The 22826-nt window shown below is 54.4% G+C and carries 22 protein-coding genes; 3 read left to right on the top strand and 19 right to left on the bottom strand.

Features of this window, described 5'->3' with window-relative positions; genetic code table 11:
* Window positions 1–112: 112 nt before the first annotated feature.
* The 14 genes from ptsG to yceD all read right to left on the bottom strand — a co-directional run bounded on the left by ptsG (window position 113) and on the right by yceD (window position 12294).
* On the bottom strand, window positions 113–1546 hold the full coding sequence (ptsG, locus tag ACFQW4_RS07310; RefSeq protein WP_192234281.1) for a PTS glucose transporter subunit IIBC: 1434 nt from the start codon (window positions 1544–1546) through the stop codon (window positions 113–115).
* A gap of 285 nt (window positions 1547–1831) precedes the next feature.
* Window positions 1832–2623, bottom strand: coding sequence for a metal-dependent hydrolase (locus tag ACFQW4_RS07305; RefSeq protein ID WP_101760829.1), 792 nt, complete (start codon window positions 2621–2623; stop codon window positions 1832–1834).
* 15 nt (window positions 2624–2638) lie between these two features.
* Window positions 2639–3628 carry a DNA polymerase III subunit delta' gene (gene holB, locus ACFQW4_RS07300; protein ID WP_377724589.1) on the bottom strand — a complete coding sequence of 330 codons (990 nt, stop codon included), beginning with the start codon at window positions 3626–3628 and terminating at the stop codon, window positions 2639–2641.
* Window positions 3625–4260, bottom strand: coding sequence for a dTMP kinase (tmk, locus tag ACFQW4_RS07295; protein ID WP_377724587.1), 636 nt, complete (start codon window positions 4258–4260; stop codon window positions 3625–3627). Before tmk ends, holB begins: the two co-directional genes overlap by 4 nt.
* Window positions 4250–5269, bottom strand: a complete 1020-nt coding sequence (mltG, locus tag ACFQW4_RS07290; RefSeq protein ID WP_377724585.1) for an endolytic transglycosylase MltG — start codon at window positions 5267–5269, stop codon at window positions 4250–4252. Before mltG ends, tmk begins: the two co-directional genes overlap by 11 nt.
* On the bottom strand, window positions 5266–6078 hold the full coding sequence (gene pabC / locus ACFQW4_RS07285; RefSeq protein WP_377724583.1) for an aminodeoxychorismate lyase: 813 nt from the start codon (window positions 6076–6078) through the stop codon (window positions 5266–5268). The genes mltG and pabC overlap by 4 nt, the downstream gene beginning before the upstream one ends.
* Window positions 6079–6154: 76 nt before the next feature.
* Window positions 6155–7396 (bottom strand): beta-ketoacyl-ACP synthase II, encoded by a 1242-nt coding sequence (gene fabF, locus ACFQW4_RS07280; RefSeq protein ID WP_101760834.1) that lies wholly within the window; start codon window positions 7394–7396, stop codon window positions 6155–6157.
* Window positions 7397–7482: 86 nt separating this feature from the next.
* On the bottom strand, window positions 7483–7719 hold the full coding sequence (acpP, locus tag ACFQW4_RS07275; RefSeq protein ID WP_101760835.1) for an acyl carrier protein: 237 nt from the start codon (window positions 7717–7719) through the stop codon (window positions 7483–7485).
* A gap of 153 nt (window positions 7720–7872) precedes the next feature.
* Window positions 7873–8607 carry a 3-oxoacyl-ACP reductase FabG gene (gene fabG, locus ACFQW4_RS07270; protein WP_007885776.1) on the bottom strand — a complete coding sequence of 245 codons (735 nt, stop codon included), beginning with the start codon at window positions 8605–8607 and terminating at the stop codon, window positions 7873–7875.
* A 10-nt stretch (window positions 8608–8617) separates the two neighbouring features.
* Window positions 8618–9550, bottom strand: a complete 933-nt coding sequence (gene fabD / locus ACFQW4_RS07265; protein ID WP_101760836.1) for an ACP S-malonyltransferase — start codon at window positions 9548–9550, stop codon at window positions 8618–8620.
* Window positions 9551–9566: 16 nt separating this feature from the next.
* Window positions 9567–10520 (bottom strand): beta-ketoacyl-ACP synthase III, encoded by a 954-nt coding sequence (locus ACFQW4_RS07260; RefSeq protein ID WP_110865925.1) that lies wholly within the window; start codon window positions 10518–10520, stop codon window positions 9567–9569.
* Entirely contained in the window at window positions 10521–11561 is a 1041-nt protein-coding gene (gene plsX / locus ACFQW4_RS07255) for a phosphate acyltransferase PlsX (RefSeq protein ID WP_008103068.1), read from the bottom strand.
* 26 nt (window positions 11562–11587) lie between these two features.
* On the bottom strand, window positions 11588–11758 hold the full coding sequence (rpmF, locus tag ACFQW4_RS07250; RefSeq protein ID WP_007885783.1) for a 50S ribosomal protein L32: 171 nt from the start codon (window positions 11756–11758) through the stop codon (window positions 11588–11590).
* 14 nt (window positions 11759–11772) lie between these two features.
* Window positions 11773–12294 carry a 23S rRNA accumulation protein YceD gene (gene yceD, locus ACFQW4_RS07245; protein ID WP_007885785.1) on the bottom strand — a complete coding sequence of 174 codons (522 nt, stop codon included), beginning with the start codon at window positions 12292–12294 and terminating at the stop codon, window positions 11773–11775.
* Between the two features lie 140 nt (window positions 12295–12434).
* Here yceD and ACFQW4_RS07240 point away from each other — a divergent pair, with 140 nt between their 5' ends.
* Window positions 12435–13019, top strand: coding sequence for a Maf family protein (locus ACFQW4_RS07240; RefSeq protein ID WP_377724577.1), 585 nt, complete (start codon window positions 12435–12437; stop codon window positions 13017–13019).
* Between the two features lie 11 nt (window positions 13020–13030).
* On the opposite strand, the gene rluC is transcribed toward ACFQW4_RS07240, so the two are convergent.
* Window positions 13031–13987, bottom strand: coding sequence for a 23S rRNA pseudouridine(955/2504/2580) synthase RluC (gene rluC / locus ACFQW4_RS07235; RefSeq protein WP_137385558.1), 957 nt, complete (start codon window positions 13985–13987; stop codon window positions 13031–13033).
* A 301-nt stretch (window positions 13988–14288) separates the two neighbouring features.
* On the opposite strand from rluC, the gene ACFQW4_RS07230 reads away from it, so the two are divergent.
* Window positions 14289–14495, top strand: a complete 207-nt coding sequence (locus tag ACFQW4_RS07230) for a hypothetical protein (protein WP_377724575.1) — start codon at window positions 14289–14291, stop codon at window positions 14493–14495.
* A gap of 64 nt (window positions 14496–14559) precedes the next feature.
* Window positions 14560–17823 (top strand): ribonuclease E, encoded by a 3264-nt coding sequence (gene rne / locus ACFQW4_RS07225; protein ID WP_377724573.1) that lies wholly within the window; start codon window positions 14560–14562, stop codon window positions 17821–17823.
* A 212-nt stretch (window positions 17824–18035) separates the two neighbouring features.
* On the opposite strand, the gene flgL is transcribed toward rne, so the two are convergent.
* The 4 genes from flgL to ACFQW4_RS07205 all read right to left on the bottom strand — a co-directional run bounded on the left by flgL (window position 18036) and on the right by ACFQW4_RS07205 (window position 22825).
* The gene (gene flgL / locus ACFQW4_RS07220; RefSeq protein WP_101760843.1) at window positions 18036–18998 is read right to left on the bottom strand and encodes a flagellar hook-associated protein FlgL; all 963 of its coding nucleotides are present in this window, start codon (window positions 18996–18998) and stop codon (window positions 18036–18038) included.
* A 17-nt stretch (window positions 18999–19015) separates the two neighbouring features.
* On the bottom strand, window positions 19016–20659 hold the full coding sequence (gene flgK, locus ACFQW4_RS07215) for a flagellar hook-associated protein FlgK (protein ID WP_101760844.1): 1644 nt from the start codon (window positions 20657–20659) through the stop codon (window positions 19016–19018).
* A gap of 118 nt (window positions 20660–20777) precedes the next feature.
* Window positions 20778–21719, bottom strand: a complete 942-nt coding sequence (gene flgJ / locus ACFQW4_RS07210) for a flagellar assembly peptidoglycan hydrolase FlgJ (protein WP_137385555.1) — start codon at window positions 21717–21719, stop codon at window positions 20778–20780.
* Entirely contained in the window at window positions 21719–22825 is a 1107-nt protein-coding gene (locus ACFQW4_RS07205) for a flagellar basal body P-ring protein FlgI (protein WP_101760846.1), read from the bottom strand. The genes flgJ and ACFQW4_RS07205 overlap by 1 nt, the downstream gene beginning before the upstream one ends.
* Between the last annotated feature and the right edge of the window lies 1 nt (window position 22826).

Here is a 22826-nt window from a genome sequence, read left to right as displayed (position 1 = left end):
GGAGTAAAGCGTCCCAAGCCATGGATGGCTTGGGCCGAGCCCCAGGGATGGTTTATGGCGTCTTTACGATCTGACGCCGCTTCATCGCACCGGCTCTGCCCGCCTTTTTCCGTTACATGCTGCGGATATAATCATCCATTTCGGTTTTCAGGTTATCGGACTTGGTGCCGAAAATCGCCTGAACGCCTGAACCTGCTACCACCACACCACGTGCGCCGAGGCTTTTCAGTTCAGCCTGATCAACCTTGCCGACATCCGCCACGCTGACACGCAGACGCGTGATACAGGCATCAAGGTTAGTGATGTTCTCTTTACCACCAAACGCGGTAACCAGTTTACCCGCCATTTCGCTGCTGGTTGCGCTGCTCTGCTCCATCGCGGTCTCCTCACGGCCAGGGGTTTTCAGATTCAGTTTCACAATCAGGAAACGGAATACGGTGTAGTAAATCAGGCCGTAGATAATACCCACAATCGGGAACAACCAGATTTTGCTGCTGTTACCGCTCAGCACGATAAAGTCGATCAAACCGTGTGAGAAGCTGGTGCCATCACGCATCCCCAGCAGAATACAGATTGGGAAGGCCAGACCTGCCAGAATCGCGTGGATCACATACAGAATCGGCGCCACGAACATGAAGGCAAACTCGATTGGCTCGGTGATACCGGTCAGGAACGAGGTCAGCGCGGCGGAGATCATAATACCGCCCACTTTGGCGCGGTTTTCTGGTTTAGCCGTATGCCAAATCGCAATCGCTGCCGCTGGCAAACCGTACATTTTGAACAGGAAGCCGCCAGACAATTTACCTGCGGTTGGGTCGCCTGCCATGTAACGTGGGATATCACCGTGGAATACCTGACCTGCGGCATTGGTGAACTCACCAATTTGCATCTGGAAAGGGACGTTCCAGATATGGTGCAGACCAAACGGCACCAGCGAACGCTCAATCAGACCGTACAGTCCAAAGGCGACGACTGGGTTTTGATAGGCTGCCCATTGTGAGAATTCCTGAATCGCGGTACCGATTGGCGGCCAAATGAATGACAGCACCACACCGGTGAAAATCGCCGCCAGACCGGAGATGATCGGCACAAAGCGCTTGCCGGCAAAAAAGCCGAGATACTCAGGCAGTTTGATGCGATAGAAGCGGTTAAACATATACGCCGCGATGGAACCGGCGATGATTCCGCCGAGCACACCGGTATCTGCAAGATGCTTAGCCTCAATTTCTCCGGCAGGCATATGCAGCACCAGCGGTGCAACCACCGCCATGGTTTTCACCATGATGCCGTAGGCAACCACGGCCGCCAGCGCGGAAACGCCGTCGTTATTGGTAAAGCCAAGCGCCACACCGATCGCAAAGATCAGCGGCATATTGGCAAATACCGAACCACCCGCTTCGGCCATGACGTGGGAAACCACTTCCGGCAGCCAGCTGAAGTTTGCAGAACCAACACCTAACAAAATACCGGCAATCGGCAGAACCGATACCGGCAACATCAGCGATTTACCTACTTTCTGCAGGTTCGCAAATGCGTTCTTGAACATAGAAACTCCTGAGTATGAGTGCAATTTTTTGCGCAGTGCGCATGGCTTAGGGGGAGGATCCTTCGCCGGGGTGACGCTGAGCGTCTTTTGATTTATTACGAAGAGTAAAATAAATCGCTAATTGTTAAATTGACGGCCATCACATTTCGCTAAGGAGGCCCCTTTCCTTTCAGTCATTTCTTACTGACTTGCGCTAATAAACAGCAATAAATCACTGCCTGCGTCCCGTAAGACGCAGTGCAGTTGAATGATTTCTGATTAATTACAGCGTTTGAAATAAAGCGTTTAGCCGCCGAGACGACTCATCGGGATGTGGAACAGGCGGGAGAAATTTTCGGTAGTAGTAGCGGCGAGGGTTTCGATATCAACGCCTTTTAACACCGCCATGTAATCCGCCACATCGCGCGTAAACGCTGGCTGATTCTCTTTACCACGGTGCGGTACCGGCGCCAGATACGGCGAATCGGTTTCCACCAGCATACGATCAAGCGGCACGTAGCGCGCCGCATCGCGGATCTGTTCGGCGTTGCGGAAAGTCAGAATGCCGGAGAAAGAGATATAAAAACCGAGATCGAGCAATTTGGCGGCGGTCTCTTTATCTTCGGTAAAACAGTGCAGCACGCCGCCGCACTTCTCTACCTGCTCTTCGCGCAGAATCGCCAGCGTGTCTTCACGCGCATCACGCGTGTGCACGATGATCGGTTTATTCAGCGCAATGCCGGTACGAATGTGCTCACGAAACGAAGCTTGTTGCTGCGCTTTGGTTTCCTGCTGATAGAAATAGTCCAGCCCGGTTTCACCCAGCGCGACCACGCGATCCTCTGCGGCCAGACGGCGGAACTCTTCGACGTCGTACGGCGCTTCCTGATTAAGCGGATGGACGCCACAAGCCAGCGCGACGTTTTCACGATCGCCTACCAGCTGTTTGATTTTGTAGTAATCCGGCAAGGTGGTGGCAATCGCCAGCATAAACTTCACATCGCGCGCTGCCGCTTTGGCGATGACATCATCCAGATCGCGATGGTGCTTTTCATAATCGAGGCCATCGAGATGGCAGTGGGAATCGACAATAAACATAGAGTTCTCTTTTGCTTAGCCGACCGTTGCCGGAGTCAGTAAACGTCCCCAGGCGAGTAAACGATCGGTCAACATTAATTCACGGTTGAGTGCGGCGACATGCAACAGCTGTTCGCGACACTGCATCCATTGCTGCGCGCTGCTGTTAAGCGCACTGCTGTTCATTCTTTGCGCCAACTGTGTGACCACATCCGGACGATCGCCGTTGCTCAGCCACTGACTTGCGCCCTGCTGCACTTTCATCGCATCCACCAGCAGTGAAATCAGCCAGCTGAGACGTACGGCCACATCTTCACTGTTTAGCGCGGGTAACAGCTGCAGCACATCGCCGTTGAGCGCTTTAATCAGCGTTTCACACAACGTTTCACGCGCCTGCCAGCGCTCGGGCTGCAACAGCGTCAAGGCGGCGGCAGGTGCGCCATTACTCAAACGCAAGGCAGCGCGCAGCTTCTCTTCCGGCTGCGGTTGCTGTTTCTGCAGCCATTGCAGGCTATGCGCCTCTTCCGGCGGCGACAGATGCCACGTCATGCAGCGACTGCGCAACGTAGGCAGCAGGCGTGAAGGTTCGCGCACGCTGAGGAAAAACCAGCAATTGACCGGTGGCTCTTCCAGCGTTTTCAATAATGCGTTGGCGGCGGCTTCCGTCAGCTGCGCGGCATCGGGCAACCAAACGATTTTTGCACCGCCCTGCTGGGCAAAGTGATACAGCTTTTCAGTGACGTCACGCACCGCATCAATACCGAGCGAAGATTTCCCCTTTTCGGCTTCCAGGCGATACCAATCGGGATGTGTGTGCGCCTGCATTAACTTGCAGCCGTGGCAATGGCCGCAACTTTTCAATCCTTCCGGCTGTAAACACATCAACCAACGGCTCACGCCCCAGATCAGCGCATCGTCACCCATGCCTTCAATGGCTTGTACCAGCAAGGCGTGATGCGCCTGGCCGCTTTGATGGCGGGCGATGATTTGTCGATAAGGCTGATTCAACCACGGATACCAATTCATGCGGATAGGCCTGCCAGCCAGCTACGCAAGGTGCGTTGAAGTGACGATGTCACGTTTGCAATGTTTTGCGTCGCATCAATGGTGAGTATCGTGGGATCCTGAGCAGCTAAGGCCAGATAGCGTTCACGCGTGCGCTCGAAGAAGCGCAATGATTCCTGCTCAATGCGATCCAGCTCACCACGTGCGCGGGCGCGTTGCAGTCCAATTTCTGGCGTGACATCGAGATAGAGCGTGAGATCGGGACGGAAATCGCCCAGCACCGCATCACGCAGCGTGGTCATCAGTTGCGCATCCAGCCCGCGTCCGCCGCCCTGATAGGCTTGGGAAGAGAGATCGTGACGATCGCCCACCACCCAGGCACCGCGTACCAGCGCCGGTTTGATGACGTTCTCTACCAGCTGCACGCGTGCCGCGTACAGCATCAGCAGCTCGGCTTTATCGGTCACCTGCTCGCCGTCTATGCCCTGCTTGACCAATATACGCAATTGTTCCGCCAGCGGCGTACCGCCGGGCTCGCGCGTGAAGACGACATCATTAATGCCGTGCTCATGCAGCACGGCAACCAGCGCATCGCGCGCAGTGGTTTTGCCTGCACCTTCCAGGCCTTCAATGACGATAAACTTACTTTTCATTTTTTTCCTTCATTACCAGCCGGTAAACCTGCACCGCTTTGTTGTGGCTGGCCAGATTGGTGGTAAAGGTGTGTCCACCTTTGCCATCCGCGACAAAATAGAGGTAATTGGTTTTTTCCGGATGCGCAGCCGCTTCCAGTGAAGCACGGCCCGGCATCGCGATCGGCCCCGGCGGTAAACCGCTAATGGTGTAAGTGTTATAGTCGGTCGGCGTTTCCAGATTTTTACGCGTTAGCGTGCCGGTGTAGCTGTCGCCCATGCCGTAAATCACTGTGGGATCGGTCTGCAGCTTCATTCCGGTCCGCAGTCGATTGATGAACACTGACGCCACGCGCGCGCGCTCTTCGCTCACGCCGGTCTCTTTCTCAATGATCGACGCCATGGTGACCATGTCCTGCGCTTTCTTATAAGGCAGATTTTCCATACGTCCCTGCCAAATCTCATCAACCAACTTGTTCATGCGCGCGTGGGCACGCTCCAGCAGCGCCACATCGCTGGTATTGGCGGTATAGAGATAGGTATCCGGATAGAAACCGCCTTCCAGCTGGCTAACATCAAGCTTAAGCGCGGCGGCAACGGTGGCAAATTGATCGTCGCTCAGCGTGTGTTTCAGGTATGGCGCTTTGCGCAGCTCGGCTAACCACTCGGTAAGACGCGAACCTTCAATAAAACGCACCGGGAACTGCGCTTCTTTACCGCTGGCTAACAGTTGCAGTAGCTGGCGCACCGTCATGCCGGTTTCCAGGCGATAGGTACCGGCTTTAAAACGTGCCAGTTCCGGTTCCAGTTTCAGCAGCGGCCCAAACCAGATACTTTGCGGAATGATCTTCTGACTTTCCAGTTGCGCTTCCAGTACCACGCGACCGCTGCCAGCGGGCAAGGTGTAAATGGTTTCTTGCTGCAGTGTTAAGGGCGTATCAGCTAAACGTTCAATCTGCCAATAGCCAAAGGCGGCGGTGAGTCCTGCGACAATTACAACGCCTGCGAGAATTTTTTTCATTCGAGTCATGATGCTTCCATCGTCGGGCAACTGGCGCGCAGTTGCTGATACAGCGAGCGTGCGGTAAATGAAACGTCGTCAATTTGTCGCACGGGTAAAACGGGCATCAGGGCGTTACATATCACCACTTCATCGGCGTTCAATACGTCGTCCCTGCTGCCATCAATCAGCTGACAAGTCTGGCCATTTGCGGCCATCTGCGCCATCAGATAACGACGCATAATGCCATCCACGCCAGCCTGCTCAAGCTGCGGCGTAAAAACATTGTTGCCCTTACGCCAGAACAAATTGGCCGCACAGCATTCCACCACCGTCCCGCCAGTGTCAAGCACCAGCGCCTCGTCACCGCCCGTCTGGTCAAGATGCTGGCGAATCAGCACTTGCTCAAGGCGATTTAGGTGTTTTACGCCGGCCAGCAACGGATTGCGCGCCAGACGTATTGGGCTGGTGTGGAGCGCAGCGCCCTGCTGTTGCAACGTGGCGTAATGATGCGGCCACGGCGAGAGCGAAAGAATGCGCGTAGGTGAGTGGCAGCCTGCGCGGCTGTAACCGCGTCCGCCTGCGCCCGGCGTCACGATCACCTTCAGCACCGCCTGTGTGTGTCCCGCAGCGGCATTATGCATTTCTGTAGCGAGCTGAACTAAATCCGGCGCATCCATCATTAGCCTTGCACAGCCCTCTTTGAGCCGCTGCAGATGCGCATCCAGCATCACAACATGGCCGTTAATCACCGCGGCGGTGGTAAAGCAGCCATCACCAAATTGCACTGCGCGATCGCGTGCTGAAAGCTCGGTTTGCGGTATGCCGTTTATCCACATGCTGGCCGCCTTGATTAGCCCGGTAGAAAATATAAAAAAGGCCCGCATTGCGGGCCTCTGTATGGCTGAGGAGCGATTAAACCTTGCGGAAGATCAGCGAGCCGTTAGTGCCGCCAAATCCAAAGGAGTTACACAAGGTGTACTCCAGTCCGCTGACCTGGCGCGCCGTATGCGGCACGAAGTCCAGATCGCAACCTTCGTCAGGATTGTCGAGGTTGATGGTCGGTGGAATCGCCTGGTCGCGCAGCGCCAGAATCGAATAAATCGCTTCTACTGCACCCGCCGCACCCAACAGGTGGCCAGTCATCGACTTGGTAGAGCTGACCATCACACTGTGAGCTGCCGCACCAAACACCGATTTCACCGCCTGCGCTTCCGCTTTGTCACCGGCTGGCGTCGAGGTGCCATGCGCGTTGACATAACCGATCTGCTCAGCGTTCAGCTGCGCGTCACGTAGCGCGTTAACCATCGCCGCGGCTGCACCTGAACCGTCTTCCGGAGGTGACGTCATGTGGTAAGCATCGCTGCTCATGCCGAAACCAATGATCTCAGCATAAATCTTCGCACCACGTTTCTTAGCGTGTTCGTACTCTTCCAGTACGACAATGCCAGCACCGTCACCCAACACGAAACCGTCACGATCTTTATCCCACGGACGGCTTGCCGCCTGAGGATTGTCATTACGCGTGGAGAGCGCACGAGCAGCACCAAAACCACCGACACCAAGTGGCGTACTGGCTTTCTCCGCACCACCGGCCAACATCACATCAGCATCGTTATACGCAATGATACGCGCTGCATGACCAATGTTGTGCACACCAGACGTACAGGCAGTTGCGATAGAGATGCTTGGACCTTTCAGGCCGTACATGATGGTGAGATGACCAGCAACCATGTTGACGATGGTTGAAGGCACGAAGAATGGGCTGATTTTGCGCGGTCCACCGTTGACCAGCGAGCTGTGGTTATCTTCGATTAAACCCAGTCCGCCAATACCAGAACCGATTGCCGCACCAATGCGACCAGCATTCTCATCGGTTACGACCAGACCGGAGTCTGCCATAGCCTGAATACCAGCAACGATGCCGTATTGGATGAAGTCATCCATCTTGCGCTGATCTTTGCGCGAGATGAAATCATCGCAATTAAAATCTCTTACTAAGCCCGCAAAACGCGTTGCGTAGGCACTAGTATCAAAATGGTCGATCAGGCTAATGCCGCTCTGACCGGCAAGGAGAGCACTCCAGGTAGACTCTACGGTATTGCCGACAGGAGACAACATGCCAAGACCAGTCACAACTACACGACGCTTAGACACGCACGTCCTCCAGGGAGGGAAAAAATAACGCTATGTGGGGCAAACATAAAACTCAGGCGGTCGAGGTGACCGCCTGAAGATATTCATTAACCTTGATGGCTAGTGATGTAGTCGATCGCTGCCTGAACGGTAGTGATTTTCTCAGCTTCTTCGTCTGGAATTTCAGTATCAAACTCTTCTTCCAGAGCCATTACCAGCTCAACGGTGTCAAGAGAATCTGCACCAAGGTCTTCAACGAAAGAAGCAGTGTTAATCACTTCGTCTTCTTTAACACCCAGCTGCTCAGCTACGATTTTCTTAACGCGTTGTTCGATATCGCTCATACTATTTAATTTCCTATCAAAACTCGCTTTCGCGATGGTTTTCGTAGTGTATAAAATGTTGAAAAAGATGCAACAAAATCCCGGCTGGTCGAACCACGATTTTGCGTTATTCTGCGGTGTTTACCGTAGATAAAGCAAATGTTTTCGTGATTATCAGACCATGTACATACCGCCATTGACATGAAGCGTTTCACCCGTGATATAGGCTGCTTCGTCAGAGGCTAAGAATGCAACAGCATTGGCAATCTCCTGCGGGTCACCTAAACGACCTGCGGGAACTTCTGCCAAAATACCCGAACGTTGATCTTCGTTCAGTGCACGCGTCATGTCCGTCTCGATAAAGCCCGGAGCCACGACGTTTACAGTAATGCCACGTGACGCAATTTCTCGCGCCAGTGATTTGCTAAAGCCAATCAAACCTGCTTTTGCAGCCGCATAGTTTGCCTGACCCGCGTTACCCATGGTCCCAACTACAGAACCGATGGTAATGATACGGCCCACGCGTTTTTTCATCATGGCACGCATAACCGCCTTAGAAAGACGGAAGACAGATGTCAGGTTGGTATCAAGGATATCCGCCCACTCATCGTCTTTCATGCGCATCAACAGATTGTCACGCGTAATGCCTGCATTATTGACTAAAATGTCCACTTCGCCAAATTCGGCGCGAACTTGTTCGAGGACGCTCTCAATTGAGGCGGCATCAGTAACGTTCAGCAGTAGGCCTTTGCCCTTGTCGCCGAGGTAAGCACTGATTGCTTCCGCACCGCTTGCACTGGTGGCGGTTCCCACCACTTTGGCACCGCGCGCAGCCAGCGTTTCCGCAATGGCGCGACCAATTCCACGGCTTGCACCGGTAACCAGCGCTACTTTACCTTCAAAGCTCATGTTTTTCCTCTTATTCCTGGGTAAGTGCAGCGCTCAGTGAAACAGAATCGTTCACCGCAGCGGCACTCAGGCTATCCACAATACGTTTGGTCAGACCGGTCAGAACTTTACCTGGACCGACTTCCAGCAGCTGCTCAACGCCCTGCGCAGCAATAAATTCGACCGATTCGGTCCAGCGCACGGGGCTATACAGCTGACGGACCAGCGCACTTCGAATCGCAGCACCTTCAGTTTCACACTTCACGTCGACGTTATTCACCACCGGCACCGAAGGCGCACTAAAGGTGATCGCTTCGAGCGCTACTGCCAGCTTATCGGCAGCAGGTTTCATCAACGCACAGTGCGATGGCACGCTGACTGGCAGCGGCAATGCACGTTTGGCACCGGCAGCTTTACAGGCTGTACCCGCACGTTCAACCGCTTCTTTGTTGCCCGCGATAACCACCTGGCCCGGCGAGTTGAAGTTAACCGGTGAAACCACCTGGCCTTGAGCGCTCTCTTCACAGGCTTTACGGATGGATGCATCATCCAGGCCGATAATCGCCTGCATAGCGCCAGTACCTTCCGGTACCGCTTCCTGCATCAGTTTGCCGCGCAGCTCAACCAATTTAATGGCGTCAGCGAAATTCAGCACACCGGCACAAACCAGCGCCGAGTATTCACCAAGGCTGTGACCGGCCATCATGCTTGGCTGCACCGCATTTTTGCTCTGCAATACGCGATAGATGGCAACAGAAGCCGCCAGCAGCGCAGGCTGTGTCTGCCAGGTTTTATTCAATTCTTCAGCTGGTCCCTGCTGGACCAGCTGCCATAAGTCATAACCCAGTGCGTCAGAAGCTTCACGGAAAGTGGCTTCAACCTGCGGGTTTTCAGCGGCCAGCTCGGCTAACATGCCGACGGTCTGCGATCCCTGTCCTGGGAAAACATAAGCAAATTGCGTCATCTTTCGTTCCTGTCAATCAAAAGCGAACCAGCGCAGAACCCCAGGTGAAACCGCCACCAAAGGCTTCCAGCAGAATCAGTTGTCCCGGCTTGATACGGCCATCGCGCACCGCTTCGTCAAGTGCACTTGGCACTGACGCGGCCGAGGTATTACCGTGACGATCCAGCGTGACCACAACTTTCTCCATGCCCATACCGAGCTTTTTGGCGGTTGCGCTAATAATGCGCAGATTCGCCTGATGCGGCACCAGCCAGTCGAGCATTTCACGATCAAGATTGTTGGCTTGCAGAGTTTCATCCACAATGTGCGCCAGTTCAGTCACGGCCACTTTGAAGACTTCATTCCCCGCCATCGTCAGATAAGCAGGCTCATCCTGATGGGCACGATCCTGATACGGCAGCGTCAGCAGTTTGCTGTAACGGCCGTCGGCGTGCAGATGGGTAGAAAGGATGCCTGGCTCTTCGCTTTGACTCAGCACCACCGCGCCCGCGCCATCACCAAACAGAATGATGGTGCCGCGATCGTTAGGATCGAGCGTACGTGCCAGCACGTCTGCACCGATCACCAGCGCATGTTTTACCGCACCATTTTTAATGTATTGATCGGCAACGCTCAGTGCATAGGTGAAGCCCGCACAAGCAGCGGCCAAATCGAAGGCAGCGCAATCGTTAATCTCCAGCATTTGCTGGATCATGCATGCTGAACTTGGGAAGGCATGGCTGGAAGAGGTGGTCGCCACAATGATCAGGCCAATTTCGCTCGCATTCACACCCGCCATTTCCAACGCGCGCTGTGCTGCGGTGAAGCCCATAGTAGCAACGGTTTCTTCCGGAGCGGCAATACGACGCTCACGGATGCCGGTACGGGTGACAATCCACTCGTCCGTCGTCTCGACCATTTTTTCCAGATCCGCATTGGAGCGAATCTGCTCAGGCAAATAGCTGCCCGTACCGATAATTTTGGTAAACATCTACGCTTTGTCACTCCTGGCTAATACAGTGTCAAGGCGCGCCGCAATCCTTTCAGGGACTTGCTTTCGCACCGTCTGCTCTGCCTGCTCTATCGCCACGGCAAATGCACGTTGATTCGCCGCACCGTGGCTTTTGATCACTGTCCCGCGCAATCCTAACAGACAAGCGCCATTGTACTGGTCGGGGTTGAGATGGCCGAAACGCTTCGCCAGACGCTTTTGAATCCAGCGTCCCAGCAATGTTAGCCACCAGGCCCGTTTTTTTCCTTCCTCTGACGATTTAATCAGAGAGAGGAACATTCTTACCACGCCTTCCATGGTCTTCAACGTGACATTACCAACGAAGCCATCACAAACCAGCACATCCGTCTTGCCGGTGAGGAGATCGTTCCCCTCAAGATATCCAATATAGTTGATTTGCGGTGACGCTCGCAGCACCGCAGATGCGGCGCGGATTGTTTCCAAACCTTTGGTCTCTTCCTGACCAATATTCAGCAGCGCAACACGCGGCTGGGCGATCTCCAATACTTCTTCGGCCATCACTGCGCCCATGATCGCAAACTGCACCAGCATGGCGCTGTCGGATTCAACGTTAGCGCCGAGATCCAGCACCACCGTTTTGCCATGCTGCTGATGCGGCAACACCGTCATCAACGCCGGACGCTCAATGCCATCCAGCGGTTTTAATAGCATTTTCGCCAGGCCCATCAGTGCGCCGGTATTTCCCGCACTGACACAGGCTTGTGCTTTCCCCTCTTTGACCAACTCTAACGCCACACGCATGGAACTGCCGCGGCTGTTACGAATCGCCTGAGAAGGTTTGGCATCACTTGCAATAACCGATTCGGCAGGAATAACCTGCACACGCCTCTGTAACGAGGAATCCGCTTTGGCAAGAAATGACGAGATGATGTCGGGATCGCCGACCAGAAGAAGAACCAGCTCCGAATGAGAGGCCAGTGCCTGCAAGGCTGCAGGCACTGTCACGCAAGGACCGAAGTCCCCGCCCATGGCATCAACTGCCAGGGTCAAACGTGTCAAGGTATCGCCTTGTGTAATCGCGAGGATTACTTGGTGATAACCTTGCGACCGCGGTAGTAACCATCCGCAGTGATATGGTGACGCAGATGAGTTTCGCCAGAAACTTTATCTACTGACAGAGCAGCAGTGGTCAGCGCATCGTGTGAACGACGCATACCACGCTTAGAACGGGTTGGTTTATTCTGTTGTACGGCCATGGACCTTACTCCTATTACTTACGCTTTAAACTGGCTAATACGGCAAAGGGATTTGGTTTTTCTGCCTCTGGAGGCAATTGACCAAATACCATGTCCGCGTCGGACACTTCACAGTGTTCAGAATCATGCACCGGAACCACGGGCAGCGCGAGGATGAGCTCATCTTCGATCACTGCCAGCAAGTCGATCTCACCAAAATCATTGACATCAACTGGCTCGTAGGCTTCCGGTAGTGCCTCGGCCTGTTCATCAGAAGAGACAGGACTGAAGCAATAGCTTACGTGAACATGACGTGGAAACGACTGGTTGCAGCGTTGACATGACAGAGTCACCTGCACTTCGGCTGTTCCTTGCAGAACTGCGAGGCGCTGGTTATCAACCGCAAACGACATATCGCATTCAACTTCACTGTCCACACTCACGACCGTTTCGGCCAAGCGCGCCACCAATTCAGGTGCATAAACACCATGATAATCAAGGCGTTTTTGCGCGGCGCGGACCGGATCGAGCGTCAGGGGTAATTTTACCTTTTGCATAGGGCGCGCATATTAACTTTGTAACGTCATAGAGTCAAAGAAAAAGGCCGGTTTACGGCATCTTTCACCCGTTAGTCGCATCCAGTGCGGCGCATAGTTTAAAATGACTGTCATCTTTACGCTATCTATTCTGAAAAAAAATGACGACACCTTTGGTTTTAGCTTCTACCTCCCCTTTTCGTCAGGCGCTGCTAAGTAGACTGGGCCTGCCTTTTATAACCGCTGCCCCTGATTGCGACGAATCCCCGCTGCCGCATGAATCAGCCTCCGAGCTGGTGCAGCGGCTGGCATTAGCCAAAGCGCAGGCGCTGGCTGCACGTTACCCGGACCGCTGGATTATCGGTTCCGATCAGGTTTGTGTATTGAATGGCGAGATAACCGGTAAACCGCATACCGTGGAGAAGGCCTGCCAGCAACTCGTGGCCGCCAGCGGCAACGCCATCACCTTTTATACTGGCCTGGCGCTTCTGCAACCGCAGAGCGACACACAATCGGTTATTTGCGAACCCTTTACCGTGCATTTCCGCGAGTTGAGTGCCGAAGAGATTCGCGGCTACGTCGAAAAGGAACAACCGCTACAATGCGCCGGCAGCTTCAAAAGCGAAGGATTGGGGATTTGTTTATTTGACAAGCTAGAGGGTCGCGATCCTAATACCTTGATTGGCTTACCGCTGATCGCGCTAAATGAGATGTTAAGAGCGGTGGGCATCAACGCATTGTGTTGATGCCCCTTCAATCAGTCTTTCTTCTGACGCAGCTGTGCAAGACAGTGTTTCAGTGCGCCATCCAGTGGCGCTTCCATGCGCAGCACTTCTCCGGTATTGGGATGGGTGAAGGTCAACGCAGCCGCATGCAAGAACAGACGCGACAAGCCCGTCGAACCCAGCTGTGCATCAAAGTCGCGGTCGCCGTAACGATCGTCAAAAGCGATCGGATGGCCACCGTGCAGCGTATGCACACGAATCTGATGGGTACGGCCCGTCACCGGGCTGGCTTTCACTAAGGTCGCGAAACCAAAACGCTCTTCTACTTTAAAGCGCGTCTCGGAAGGTTTGCCCTCCGCACTCACGCGTACCACGCGTTCGCCGCTCTGCAAAATGTTCTTTAGCAGCGGAGCCTGCACCACTTTCAGATGCGACGGCCAGTCACCGCGCACCAGCGCCAGGTAATCCTTCTGCATGCCCTTTTCACGCAGTTGCTCGTGCAGCGAGCGCAAAGCAGAACGCTTCTTCGCCACCAGCAGAATGCCAGAAGTATCACGATCCAGACGATGGACTAACTCAAGGAAACGCGCTTCCGGACGCAACGCACGCAGCCCTTCAATCACGCCAAAACTTAATCCGCTGCCACCGTGCACCGCAGTGCCCGACGGTTTATTCAGCACCATCAGGTAATCATCTTCATACAGAATGGCATTGGTGAGCGCCGCCACTTTATCCAGTTTCGGTGAAACCGTGTTCTCTTCGCGTTCGGCAACCCGCACCGGCGGAATACGCAGCTCGTCGCCCTCCTCCAGCTTATATTCCGGTTTCACGCGCTTTTTATTTACCCGTACTTCGCCTTTACGCAAAATGCGATAAATCATGCTTTTCGGCACGCCCTTGAGCTGGGTGCGTAAAAAGTTATCAATTCGTTGTCCGGCATTTTCAGCCGTGATGGCGACATACTGTACGCCGGGATTCTCTGTTTTCATGGCGGCGATTCTAATTAGTGTCCCTGGATAGCGCCACCCCTTTTTCTGTGCTTAACTCTCTCTTTGTCGCGTATTGAAACGGTGAAAATGGCGACATTTTCAGCGATGCGATGATTAGCCCTGCAAATGAACAGGTTATGGATGAATAAACTTCTCAGCTTGGCAAAAGTCGCCTTGCTTAATGTGAGTTAGCAATGGAATAATGCAGGGGTTTCTGCCCTGGAAAGATTCAGGCAGGAAAAAGAGCGAAATAAGTCATTTTGCCGGATTTAACGGACACGCAGCAATGGCGTAAGACGTAATGTTAAATCAGGCACTTAGCGGGCTGCGGGTTGCGGCCTGGACGACAGACCAGGATGTGTGGATTTTTGAATACTCTGTAACATTTCCACCTTCAGGCGCTGGATTTCCTTATGAAAAACAGGCCACCGACAAGATTCGCGCCCCTTTAGCCGCCGACAACCGTGAGGTTGACGTCAGTGCATTAAGACACGGGGCCATCGGTTGATTCTCGTCCAGGGTAACGATGCCCGCAGCTAGATCACTCATGTGAGAATAACGAGTAAGTCACGATGAAAAGAATGTTAATTAACGCAACTCAGCAGGAGGAGTTGCGCGTTGCCCTGGTTGATGGACAACGTCTGTACGATCTGGATATTGAAAGTCCTGGACACGAACAGAAAAAAGCCAACATATACAAAGGTAAAATCACCCGCGTTGAACCCAGCCTTGAAGCTGCATTTGTCGATTATGGTGCAGAACGTCACGGTTTCCTCCCTCTGAAAGAAATTTCCCGCGAATACTTCCCCGCCAATTACAACGCACATGGTCGTCCGAATATCAAAGATGTGCTGCGTGAAGGCCAGGAAGTTATCGTTCAAATTGATAAAGAGGAACGCGGTAATAAAGGTGCAGCACTCACCACCTTTATTTCCCTGGCCGGTAGCTATCTGGTATTGATGCCGAACAACCCACGTGCCGGTGGTATTTCACGCCGCATTGAGGGCGACGACCGTACCGAATTAAAAGAAGCACTTTCCGCACTGGAACTTCCAGACGGCATGGGATTGATCGTCCGCACTGCGGGCGTGGGTAAATCTGCCGAATCACTGCAGTGGGATCTCAGCTTCCGTATGAAGCACTGGGAAGCCATTAAGAAAGCCGCAGACAGCCGCCCAGCGCCTTTCCTGATCCATCAGGAAAGTAACGTTATCGTGCGCGCCTTCCGCGACTATCTGCGTCAGGATATCGGTGAAATCCTTATCGATAATCCAAAAGTACTGGAACTGGCCCGTCAGCACATTGCTGCACTGGGTCGTCCGGACTTCAGCAGCAAAATCAAACTCTACACCGGTGAAATCCCGCTGTTCAGCCACTACCAAATCGAATCGCAGATTGAATCCGCCTTCCAGCGTGAAGTGCGTCTGCCATCAGGCGGATCGATTGTTATCGATAGCACCGAAGCCCTGACTGCAATTGATATCAACTCCGCACGCGCTACCCGCGGCGGTGATATCGAAGAAACCGCGTACAACACCAACCTGGAAGCGGCCGATGAGATTGCTCGCCAATTGCGTCTGCGCGATCTCGGCGGCCTGATTGTTATCGACTTCATCGACATGACGCCAGTGCGCCACCAGCGCGCGGTGGAAAACCGCCTGCGTGAAGCGGTACGTCAGGATCGTGCGCGTATTCAGATCAGCCACATTTCACGCTTCGGCTTGCTGGAGATGTCGCGTCAGCGTCTGAGCCCGTCACTGGGTGAATCCAGCCATCACGTCTGCCCACGCTGCAGCGGAACCGGCACCATCCGTGATAACGAATCGCTGTCGCTGTCTATTCTGCGTCTGATTGAAGAAGAAGCGCTGAAAGACAACACTAAAGAAGTGCATGCCATTGTTCCGGTTCAGGTCGCCTCTTACCTGCTGAACGAAAAGCGTGATGCCGTTAGCGCCATCGAAAAACGCCAGGGCGGTGTGCGTGCCATCATCGTGCCAAACGATCAGATGGAAACGCCACACTACTCGGTACTGCGTGTTCGTACTGGCGAAGAGACGCAAACGCTGAGCTATCACTTACCGAAACTGCACGAAGCGGAAATGGCGCTGCCTTCTGAAGAAGAGCACGCTGAGCGTCGTCGTCCGGAGCAGCCAGCACTGGCCGCCTTCGCGATGCCTGATGCGCCGCCTGCGCCGGTTGAAGTGGTGAAAGAGTCTCAGCCAGCAGCAGAAGTGAAAACCAAACCAGCAGTTGCTGCGCCTGCAGTAACCAACACGGGTTTCGTGGCTCGCCTGCTGAGTGGCTTGAAGAAACTGTTTGCCGGTGATGCGCCTGCTGCGGCGCCTGCTGAAACTAAGCAGGAAACCCCAGCCGTTGTTGCCGCTGAATCTGAAAACACCCAGCAGCGTGGCGAACGTCGTAACAATAACAACCGTCGCAACAACCGTCGCGAACGTACGCCGCGTAATGGCGAGAACGGTCAGGTGCGCGAAGGTCGTGAACCGCGCGAGCCGCGTGAAGCACGTGAGCCACGTGAAGCCCGCGAACCGCGTGATAATCAGGACAACCGTCGTAACAAGCGCCAGAACGAGCCGCGTGAAGCGCGTCCAGTGCTGAGCGATGAAGCGCTTGAGCAACGTGATGAGCAGCAGCAACAGCGCCGCGAACAGCGTGCCGATCGCCAGCGTCGTCGTCAGGAAGAAAAACGTGCTCAGCAGCAGGATCAGAAAGCCGCTGAACCGGTTGTTCAGGCGCCTGCGGTTGACGAAAACGTTGAGCACGAAGAAGAACGCGTTCAGGTCATGCCGCGTCGTAAGCAGCGTCAGCTGTCACAGCGCGTGCGTGTTGGCGAAACGCCTGACATCACTGTCGAAGCGCCGGTGGTTCATGATGCTGCCGTTGAAACTGCGCCGCGTGCTCAGTACAAAGAGCATCCTGAAGCCAGCAATGACGAGCAAGATGATAGCGATAACCGTGATAGCGCCAATATGCCGCGCCGTTCACGTCGTTCACCGCGTCATCTGCGCGTAAGCGGTCAGCGTCGTCGTCGCTATCGAGACGAGCGTTACCCGACGCAGTCTGCAATGCCGCTGGAATCTGCTGCTGCTTCACCAGAAATGGCGTCAGGCAAAGTGTGGATCTCTTACCCGGTTGCGCAAGCGCAGGAAGAGTACAGCACGCAAGATGCGATGCATGAAGTGTCGGATTACGGTTACCAGCAAACACTGGATGCCGAGACTCAACCCGCTGCCGCTGTTGAACCGGCCGTTGAGCAGGTTGCCGCTGAAGAAGCCGTACATCAGGTTGAACCGCAGGCGCACACCGATGTGCCCGTGGTGAATACGGATGACGTCACGCCGATTGCCGCGCCCGTTAACGAAGAGCCATCAGTGATCTCTGCTGCTGACGAACAGGTTGCACAGGAAACCGCGGCTGAAGCGGAACCGGCTGCCGTGGCTGAAGAAGCGAAGCCTGAAGTAAGCGAAGTGGCTGCAGTTGCTGAACAGGCGCCGGTGGATGTATCGCCAGCCGTTGAAGCTCAGGTTGAAGACGTGCTGGCTGCGCCAGTCGCCGCTGAAGCCGAAGTCACGCCAGTCACTGAACCTCATGCGCCGGTTGCGGCACGTGATACCGCAGTAACCACGGTTGAGACGCGCTTCAAGCATCACGCGACTGCACCGATGACCAAAGCACCAGCACCGGCGTGGGAACCAGAACCGGTTCGCAACAGCGACTGGGTCCGTCCAGCCTTTGGCTTCGAGGGCCGCGGCTCAGCCGGTGGTCACAGCGCGACGCATCAGGCAACCGCACCGGCAACCCGTCCGGAAAGCGCGTAAGCTCTGGCAAGTCAGTCAACATCAAACCCCGGCCAGTCCGGGGTTTTTTATTGCCTGCGGGCGGCATCTATGGCGACCGATTTACGCTAACGGACAACCATGACGCCATTTATGGCGACCTGAATAACGGGCAAAAAAAATCCCACACCCCCAAAGGGAGGTGGGAGAAGCTAAGCGCACCCGGTTAAAGTACGCTCAAAGGTTTAGGCTAATTAAGAATTGAGTTGGAACAGCGACATCTGCGACATATCGGTAAAGGTCTTATACGAAGCTTGCAGTGCCGTCTGTTGCATGGTGTAGCTGGAAATAGCCGCGGTGTAATCGACATCAACCAGGTCGCTCATTTGCGAACTAAGAATCAAATCTCGATCATCGCCTTGACCATCCAGCGTATCCAACTCGGCCATTTGAGTTCCAATTGCAGAACGCACCGTAAGCACATTATTTAATGAGTTACTTAATCCACGGTTCGTTTTATTCATCGCGTCGGTAAAAGACTGTGTAGTAGCAGCATCAGCATTCTCTTGCGGTATTTTCAGCGCGGCAATCGCACCATCAAGCATTGCAAAAAGACTTTTTTCACTCGGCGTTCCATCCGGTTCAGGTTTAGCATTGCTGGTGATGGCCATAAACACCGAGCTTCCCGTATCGCTCACAGACATAGTGCGGCTTTCATCAACTTTCTGAGTAATAGCTTCCGTCCCACCGACATACGTAACGCCACCAGCAGTATCAGAGAACGGCGCAACATCGGTTTTGTAACCAGCAAAAATGTAACGCCCGGAGCCGTCTTTACTGTTAGCCTGGTTCAGGATCTCATCACGAATTCCCTGCAACTGAGTGGCATACGACGCACGATCATCATCGCTGAGTGTGCCGGTGGATGCGGCAACAATAATTTCCTGCGCTTTGGTAATACTTGACGTCACGCTGGACAGTGAATTCTCCTCCAGCGACAAACTTTGATTTGCGAAGCTACGCGCCGTCGCATATTGGCTGCTTTTAGCCTGCGATTGTGACAACACGATGGAACGCGATGCTGCAATCGGATCGTCAGACGGGTTGCTAACACGACGTCCAGTAGAAAGCTGTGTTCCAACTTTTAACCAAGAAGATTGCGCATCGCTAATGCCGCGCACCTGCTGGTCGAAGATCATACTCGTGCTAAGTCTCATGGTTATGATTTCTCCAATTAGCCACGAATGCCCATCAAGGCATTAAAAATAGTATTTGCTGTTTGCAGAACCTGCGCATTCGCCATATAAAACTGCTGGTACCTGGTAAGGTTGGCATACTCTTCATCAAGGTTCACGCCGGACACTGACTGCTGACGGTCACTAAGCTGAGTAACCACATTCTTCTGCGTGGTACTGGCGGTTTCAAGGGTGCTAGTTTTATTACCTACTGTACTGACCAGGCTGGCGTAAGCTTGCGAGATCGTCGCATTACCGTTCACTAACTTTTCATCTTGCAAAGCCAGCAGTTTTTGCGCGTTTGTATTATCACTTTCACCGCTGGTTGCGCTGGATGCCGCAGCAATTTGCGACTCATCGGTGATCGCGACCGACATGCCCGCAATGACGTTCTGGACCGGTTTGACCAGGAAACTGTCTTTCGCGTTAGGCGCGGGTGAGGTGCTCACCGTCAGTTTCAGGCCATCAAAGTTGAGGGTGCCGTCGGTCGCATCTGGCGTAACGCTAAACTTCACGTTGTCAGACATGCGGGTCACCGACCAGTTGCTGCCATCATAACTTACGGTGTAGTTAGAGGCTTTCATCGCGCTGGTGTCTGACCATGCCGCCGTAACGGTAGCCGCTGAGGTATTTTTGCTGTTACCCACCACGGTTGGCGAACCGATATTAAAGAAGTTGCCCCCCTGGTCGCCGTTGCTGTCATAACCTTCGCTGTGCACAGTATTGAAGCTGGTGGTGAACGCTGCCGCTAACTGGCCGAGCTGATTTTGCGCGGTATCCAAATCCTGGGTGCGGAACGCCAGCAAACCGCCGAGTGAACCGGTGGTTAGCGTCTTCTCAGGGATCTCAACGTTACCTGCCTGCTTATCGACATAACCGACAGTGGTACGTGTTGAATCGCTGCTGGACGGCATCGCCACTAAGCTGGTGGAGTTTTTACCATTCACCAACGTCACACTACCCATCGAGACAATATAGCTGCCGTCCTGCTGGGATACGTTCACGCCCACCACATTGTTCAGGCTATTCACCAGCTGATCGCGCTGATCCAGCAAATTGTTCGGCGCCGCGCCACCACCGGTGGTCAGTTTGGCAATCTGGCTGTTCAGGTCGGCAATCTGGCTGGTGAAGGTGTTGATCTGATCGACGTTCGAGGCGATATCCGTATTAACGCTGTTCTGCATATTGTTGAGATACTGCGCGGTGGTCTGGAATTGGTTCACCAGGCCTTGTGCGTAGCTCAGCATTGACTGACGCGCCGACGGGTCGTTGGCGTTACTCACCACGTTCTGCACGTTGGTGAAGAAGCTTTGGATTGAGGTCGACAAGCTGGTGGTCGACGTCGACAGCAGATCGTCAATGTTGGAAATTTGGTTGTATTGCGTGTTCACCGCGCTGTAGTTGGCGCTGGAGCCACGCAGTTGGGCGGTGATGAACTCGTCATACTCACGCTGTACGCCGGAGAGCGTTACACCGTTGCCGTAATAGCTGTTGCCCTGCAAGGTGCTGTTCGACTGCGACAAAATCGCCGTCTGACGCGAATAGCCCGCTACCGTGTAATTACTGATGTTGTTACTGGTGGTGCTTAATGCAGCCTGTGCGGCGCTCAGCCCACTCATCGCTGAGTTAATTATGCTGGACATCTCGGTTCCTTAATTTCCCGTTAACCGGGCTGGCAGTCATCAGTGCGATTGCGCGGACGAGAACGCCCGCGGCATGTGATTGTTATCGGCGTGCTTAAGTGAAACTTGAGAGCAAAAATCAGAACAAATCGGTGATGTCGTTGCTGTACGCCTTCACCACTTTTTCGCCCATGTTTTTGAATTGCTGGATCATTCCCACCAGTTTCTGCGCATACTTTGGATCGGTGGCGTAACCGGCGGCCTGCAAGGCACGCGCGCCCTGCTCGGCACTCGGTGCGTTGGCAACGGCGGCATAACGAGGATTATTGGACAGCAGTTTGACGTAATCGCTGAGCGCTTCCATATAGGAACCATACACACGGAAACTGGCGCGCACTTTCTTCGCTGCCCCGCCTTCGTATTCGGTGGTCATGATATCGGTGGTTTCGCCCTTCCAGTCGCCGCTCGCCTTGATGCCAAACACGTTGTAACTCGGCTTGCCGTCACGCGTCAGAATCTGTCGCTGGCCCCAGCCGGATTCCAGTGCGGCCTGCGCCAGAATCAGGTGATGCGGAATACCGCTCTGCTGGCTGGCGACCTGCGCCGGCTGCGCCAGCTGCGCGATAAAGTCGTTGCTGTCGCTCGGCAAACTGCTGGGTGAGACCGGCAAACGCGGCACCGCTTTACGCACCATCTGCTCCAGCTGATTCGACGGCAGGTTGCTATAGATGAAGCTGTTATCCAGCTTCATCGGCACCGTACCGGCGGCTTCGTCCGGCTCCTGAGCGGGCTGCATCTGCTTAACGATGATATCGGCCATGCCGAGACCACGTTTGCCGATGTCCTGCGCAATCTGCTGATCGTACATCGAGGTGAAAAGCCGCGTCTGATCGTTGCTCAGCAGGCCATCCTGCGGCAGCGCTGCACGCATGCTTTTCATCATCATCTGCACGAACATCCCTTCCACCTGTTTGGCCACCTGCATCGCCTTCCCTTTCGGGTCGGCGGCGGCTTCGCGTTTCAGGTCGTTCAGCGAGCGGCTGTCGTACGCAGCATTCACCAGCGATTGCGTATCGTTCATCAGATAATTTCCAGTTTGGCGCGCAAGCAGCCTGCGCTTTCCATCGATTGCAAAATCGACATCAGCTCAATCGGTGACGCACCCAGCGCATTCAGTGCACGCACCACGTTATTGAGATTGGCGCTGGCGTTAACCCGTTGCAGCGCGCCGCCACTCTGACGCAGATCGATCTGGGTATTGTTGGTGGTCACAGTCTGCCCACCCGCCAACGGCGTATCCGGCTGACTGACGTTCTGCTGCTGATTGACGGTAACCGACAGATTGCCCTGCGCCACCGCACAGGTGTTCAGCGTCACTTCGCGGTTCATCACCACCGAACCGGTACGTGAGTTGATAATCACCTTGGCATCTTCGAGCGGCACCGCAACATCAAGGTTCTGAATTTCGGCCAGCAGACGCACCTGAGAACTGTTATTCGGCGAGACGCGAATCTGCACCGTACGGGCATCCAGCGGCTGCGCCGAACCAATCCCACGGCTGTTGATGGCGTCGGCAATGCGCTGCGCCATGCTGAAATCTTCATTATTCAGCTGCAGGTTAATGGTGTTCTGGCTACCAAAGTTGCTCTGCAGTTCACGCTCTACCGTGGCGCCGCCGGTAATGCGGCCACCGTTCAGCTGGTTAACCTGCACGCTGCTGCCACCGGCTGAAGCGCCGGCACCGCCGACCAGAATGTTACCCTGCGCCAGCGCATAAACCTGGTTATCGACGCCTTTCATCGGCGTCATCAGCAGCGTACCGCCGCGCAAACTCTTGGCGTTACCCAGCGAAGAAACCACCACATCAACGGTTTGCCCCTGACGCGCAAAGGTTGGCAGCTTAGCGGTCACCATCACGGCCGCCACGTTTTTCAGCTGCATATTGGTGCCAGCCGGCACAGTAATGCCGAGCTGGGAGAGCATATTGCTCACGGTTTGGGTGGTGAACGGCGTTTGCGTGGTCTGGTCACCGGTACCATCAAGGCCCACCACCAAACCGTAACCGATCAGCTGGTTGTCGCGCACGCCCTGCACGGAGGTTAGATCGCGGATGCGGTCAGCATGCGCCAGTAAGCTGAAACCGAGCAGCATGCCAAGGCTCAGGCGGAGCAGAGTCGTCATATTCATT

Source organism: Pantoea sp. GCM10028869 (assembly GCF_042666835.1).
In the GTDB taxonomy this organism is placed as follows: Bacteria; Pseudomonadota; Gammaproteobacteria; order Enterobacterales; family Enterobacteriaceae; genus Pantoea; species Pantoea leporis.
Note: the sequence above shows the minus strand (reverse complement) of the source record. Positions and strands in the feature narration are given on the sequence as shown.

Bases quoted from the DNA above. Each gene is read 5' to 3' on its own strand.
- flgL (WP_101760843.1), bottom strand. From the start codon at position 18,998: ATGAGACTTAGCACGAGTATGATCTTCGACCAGCAGGTGCGCGGCATT.
- acpP (WP_101760835.1), bottom strand. From the start codon at position 7,719: ATGAGCGATATCGAACAACGCGTTAAGAAAATCGTAGCTGAGCAGCTG.
- pabC (WP_377724583.1), bottom strand. From the start codon at position 6,078: ATGTGGATAAACGGCATACCGCAAACCGAGCTTTCAGCACGCGATCGC.
- yceD (WP_007885785.1), bottom strand. From the start codon at position 12,294: ATGCAAAAGGTAAAATTACCCCTGACGCTCGATCCGGTCCGCGCCGCG.
- holB (WP_377724589.1), bottom strand. From the start codon at position 3,628: ATGAATTGGTATCCGTGGTTGAATCAGCCTTATCGACAAATCATCGCC.
- fabD (WP_101760836.1), bottom strand. From the start codon at position 9,550: ATGACGCAATTTGCTTATGTTTTCCCAGGACAGGGATCGCAGACCGTC.
- ACFQW4_RS07205 (WP_101760846.1), bottom strand. From the start codon at position 22,825: ATGAATATGACGACTCTGCTCCGCCTGAGCCTTGGCATGCTGCTCGGT.
- ACFQW4_RS07260 (WP_110865925.1), bottom strand. From the start codon at position 10,520: ATGTTTACCAAAATTATCGGTACGGGCAGCTATTTGCCTGAGCAGATT.
- ptsG (WP_192234281.1), bottom strand. From the start codon at position 1,546: ATGTTCAAGAACGCATTTGCGAACCTGCAGAAAGTAGGTAAATCGCTG.
- tmk (WP_377724587.1), bottom strand. From the start codon at position 4,260: ATGAAAAGTAAGTTTATCGTCATTGAAGGCCTGGAAGGTGCAGGCAAA.
- rluC (WP_137385558.1), bottom strand. From the start codon at position 13,987: ATGAAAACAGAGAATCCCGGCGTACAGTATGTCGCCATCACGGCTGAA.
- rpmF (WP_007885783.1), bottom strand. From the start codon at position 11,758: ATGGCCGTACAACAGAATAAACCAACCCGTTCTAAGCGTGGTATGCGT.
- flgJ (WP_137385555.1), bottom strand. From the start codon at position 21,719: ATGAACGATACGCAATCGCTGGTGAATGCTGCGTACGACAGCCGCTCG.
- ACFQW4_RS07305 (WP_101760829.1), bottom strand. From the start codon at position 2,623: ATGTTTATTGTCGATTCCCACTGCCATCTCGATGGCCTCGATTATGAA.
- rne (WP_377724573.1), top strand. From the start codon at position 14,560: ATGAAAAGAATGTTAATTAACGCAACTCAGCAGGAGGAGTTGCGCGTT.
- ACFQW4_RS07230 (WP_377724575.1), top strand. From the start codon at position 14,289: ATGTTAAATCAGGCACTTAGCGGGCTGCGGGTTGCGGCCTGGACGACA.
- flgK (WP_101760844.1), bottom strand. From the start codon at position 20,659: ATGTCCAGCATAATTAACTCAGCGATGAGTGGGCTGAGCGCCGCACAG.
- ACFQW4_RS07240 (WP_377724577.1), top strand. From the start codon at position 12,435: ATGACGACACCTTTGGTTTTAGCTTCTACCTCCCCTTTTCGTCAGGCG.
- mltG (WP_377724585.1), bottom strand. From the start codon at position 5,269: ATGACTCGAATGAAAAAAATTCTCGCAGGCGTTGTAATTGTCGCAGGA.
- fabG (WP_007885776.1), bottom strand. From the start codon at position 8,607: ATGAGCTTTGAAGGTAAAGTAGCGCTGGTTACCGGTGCAAGCCGTGGA.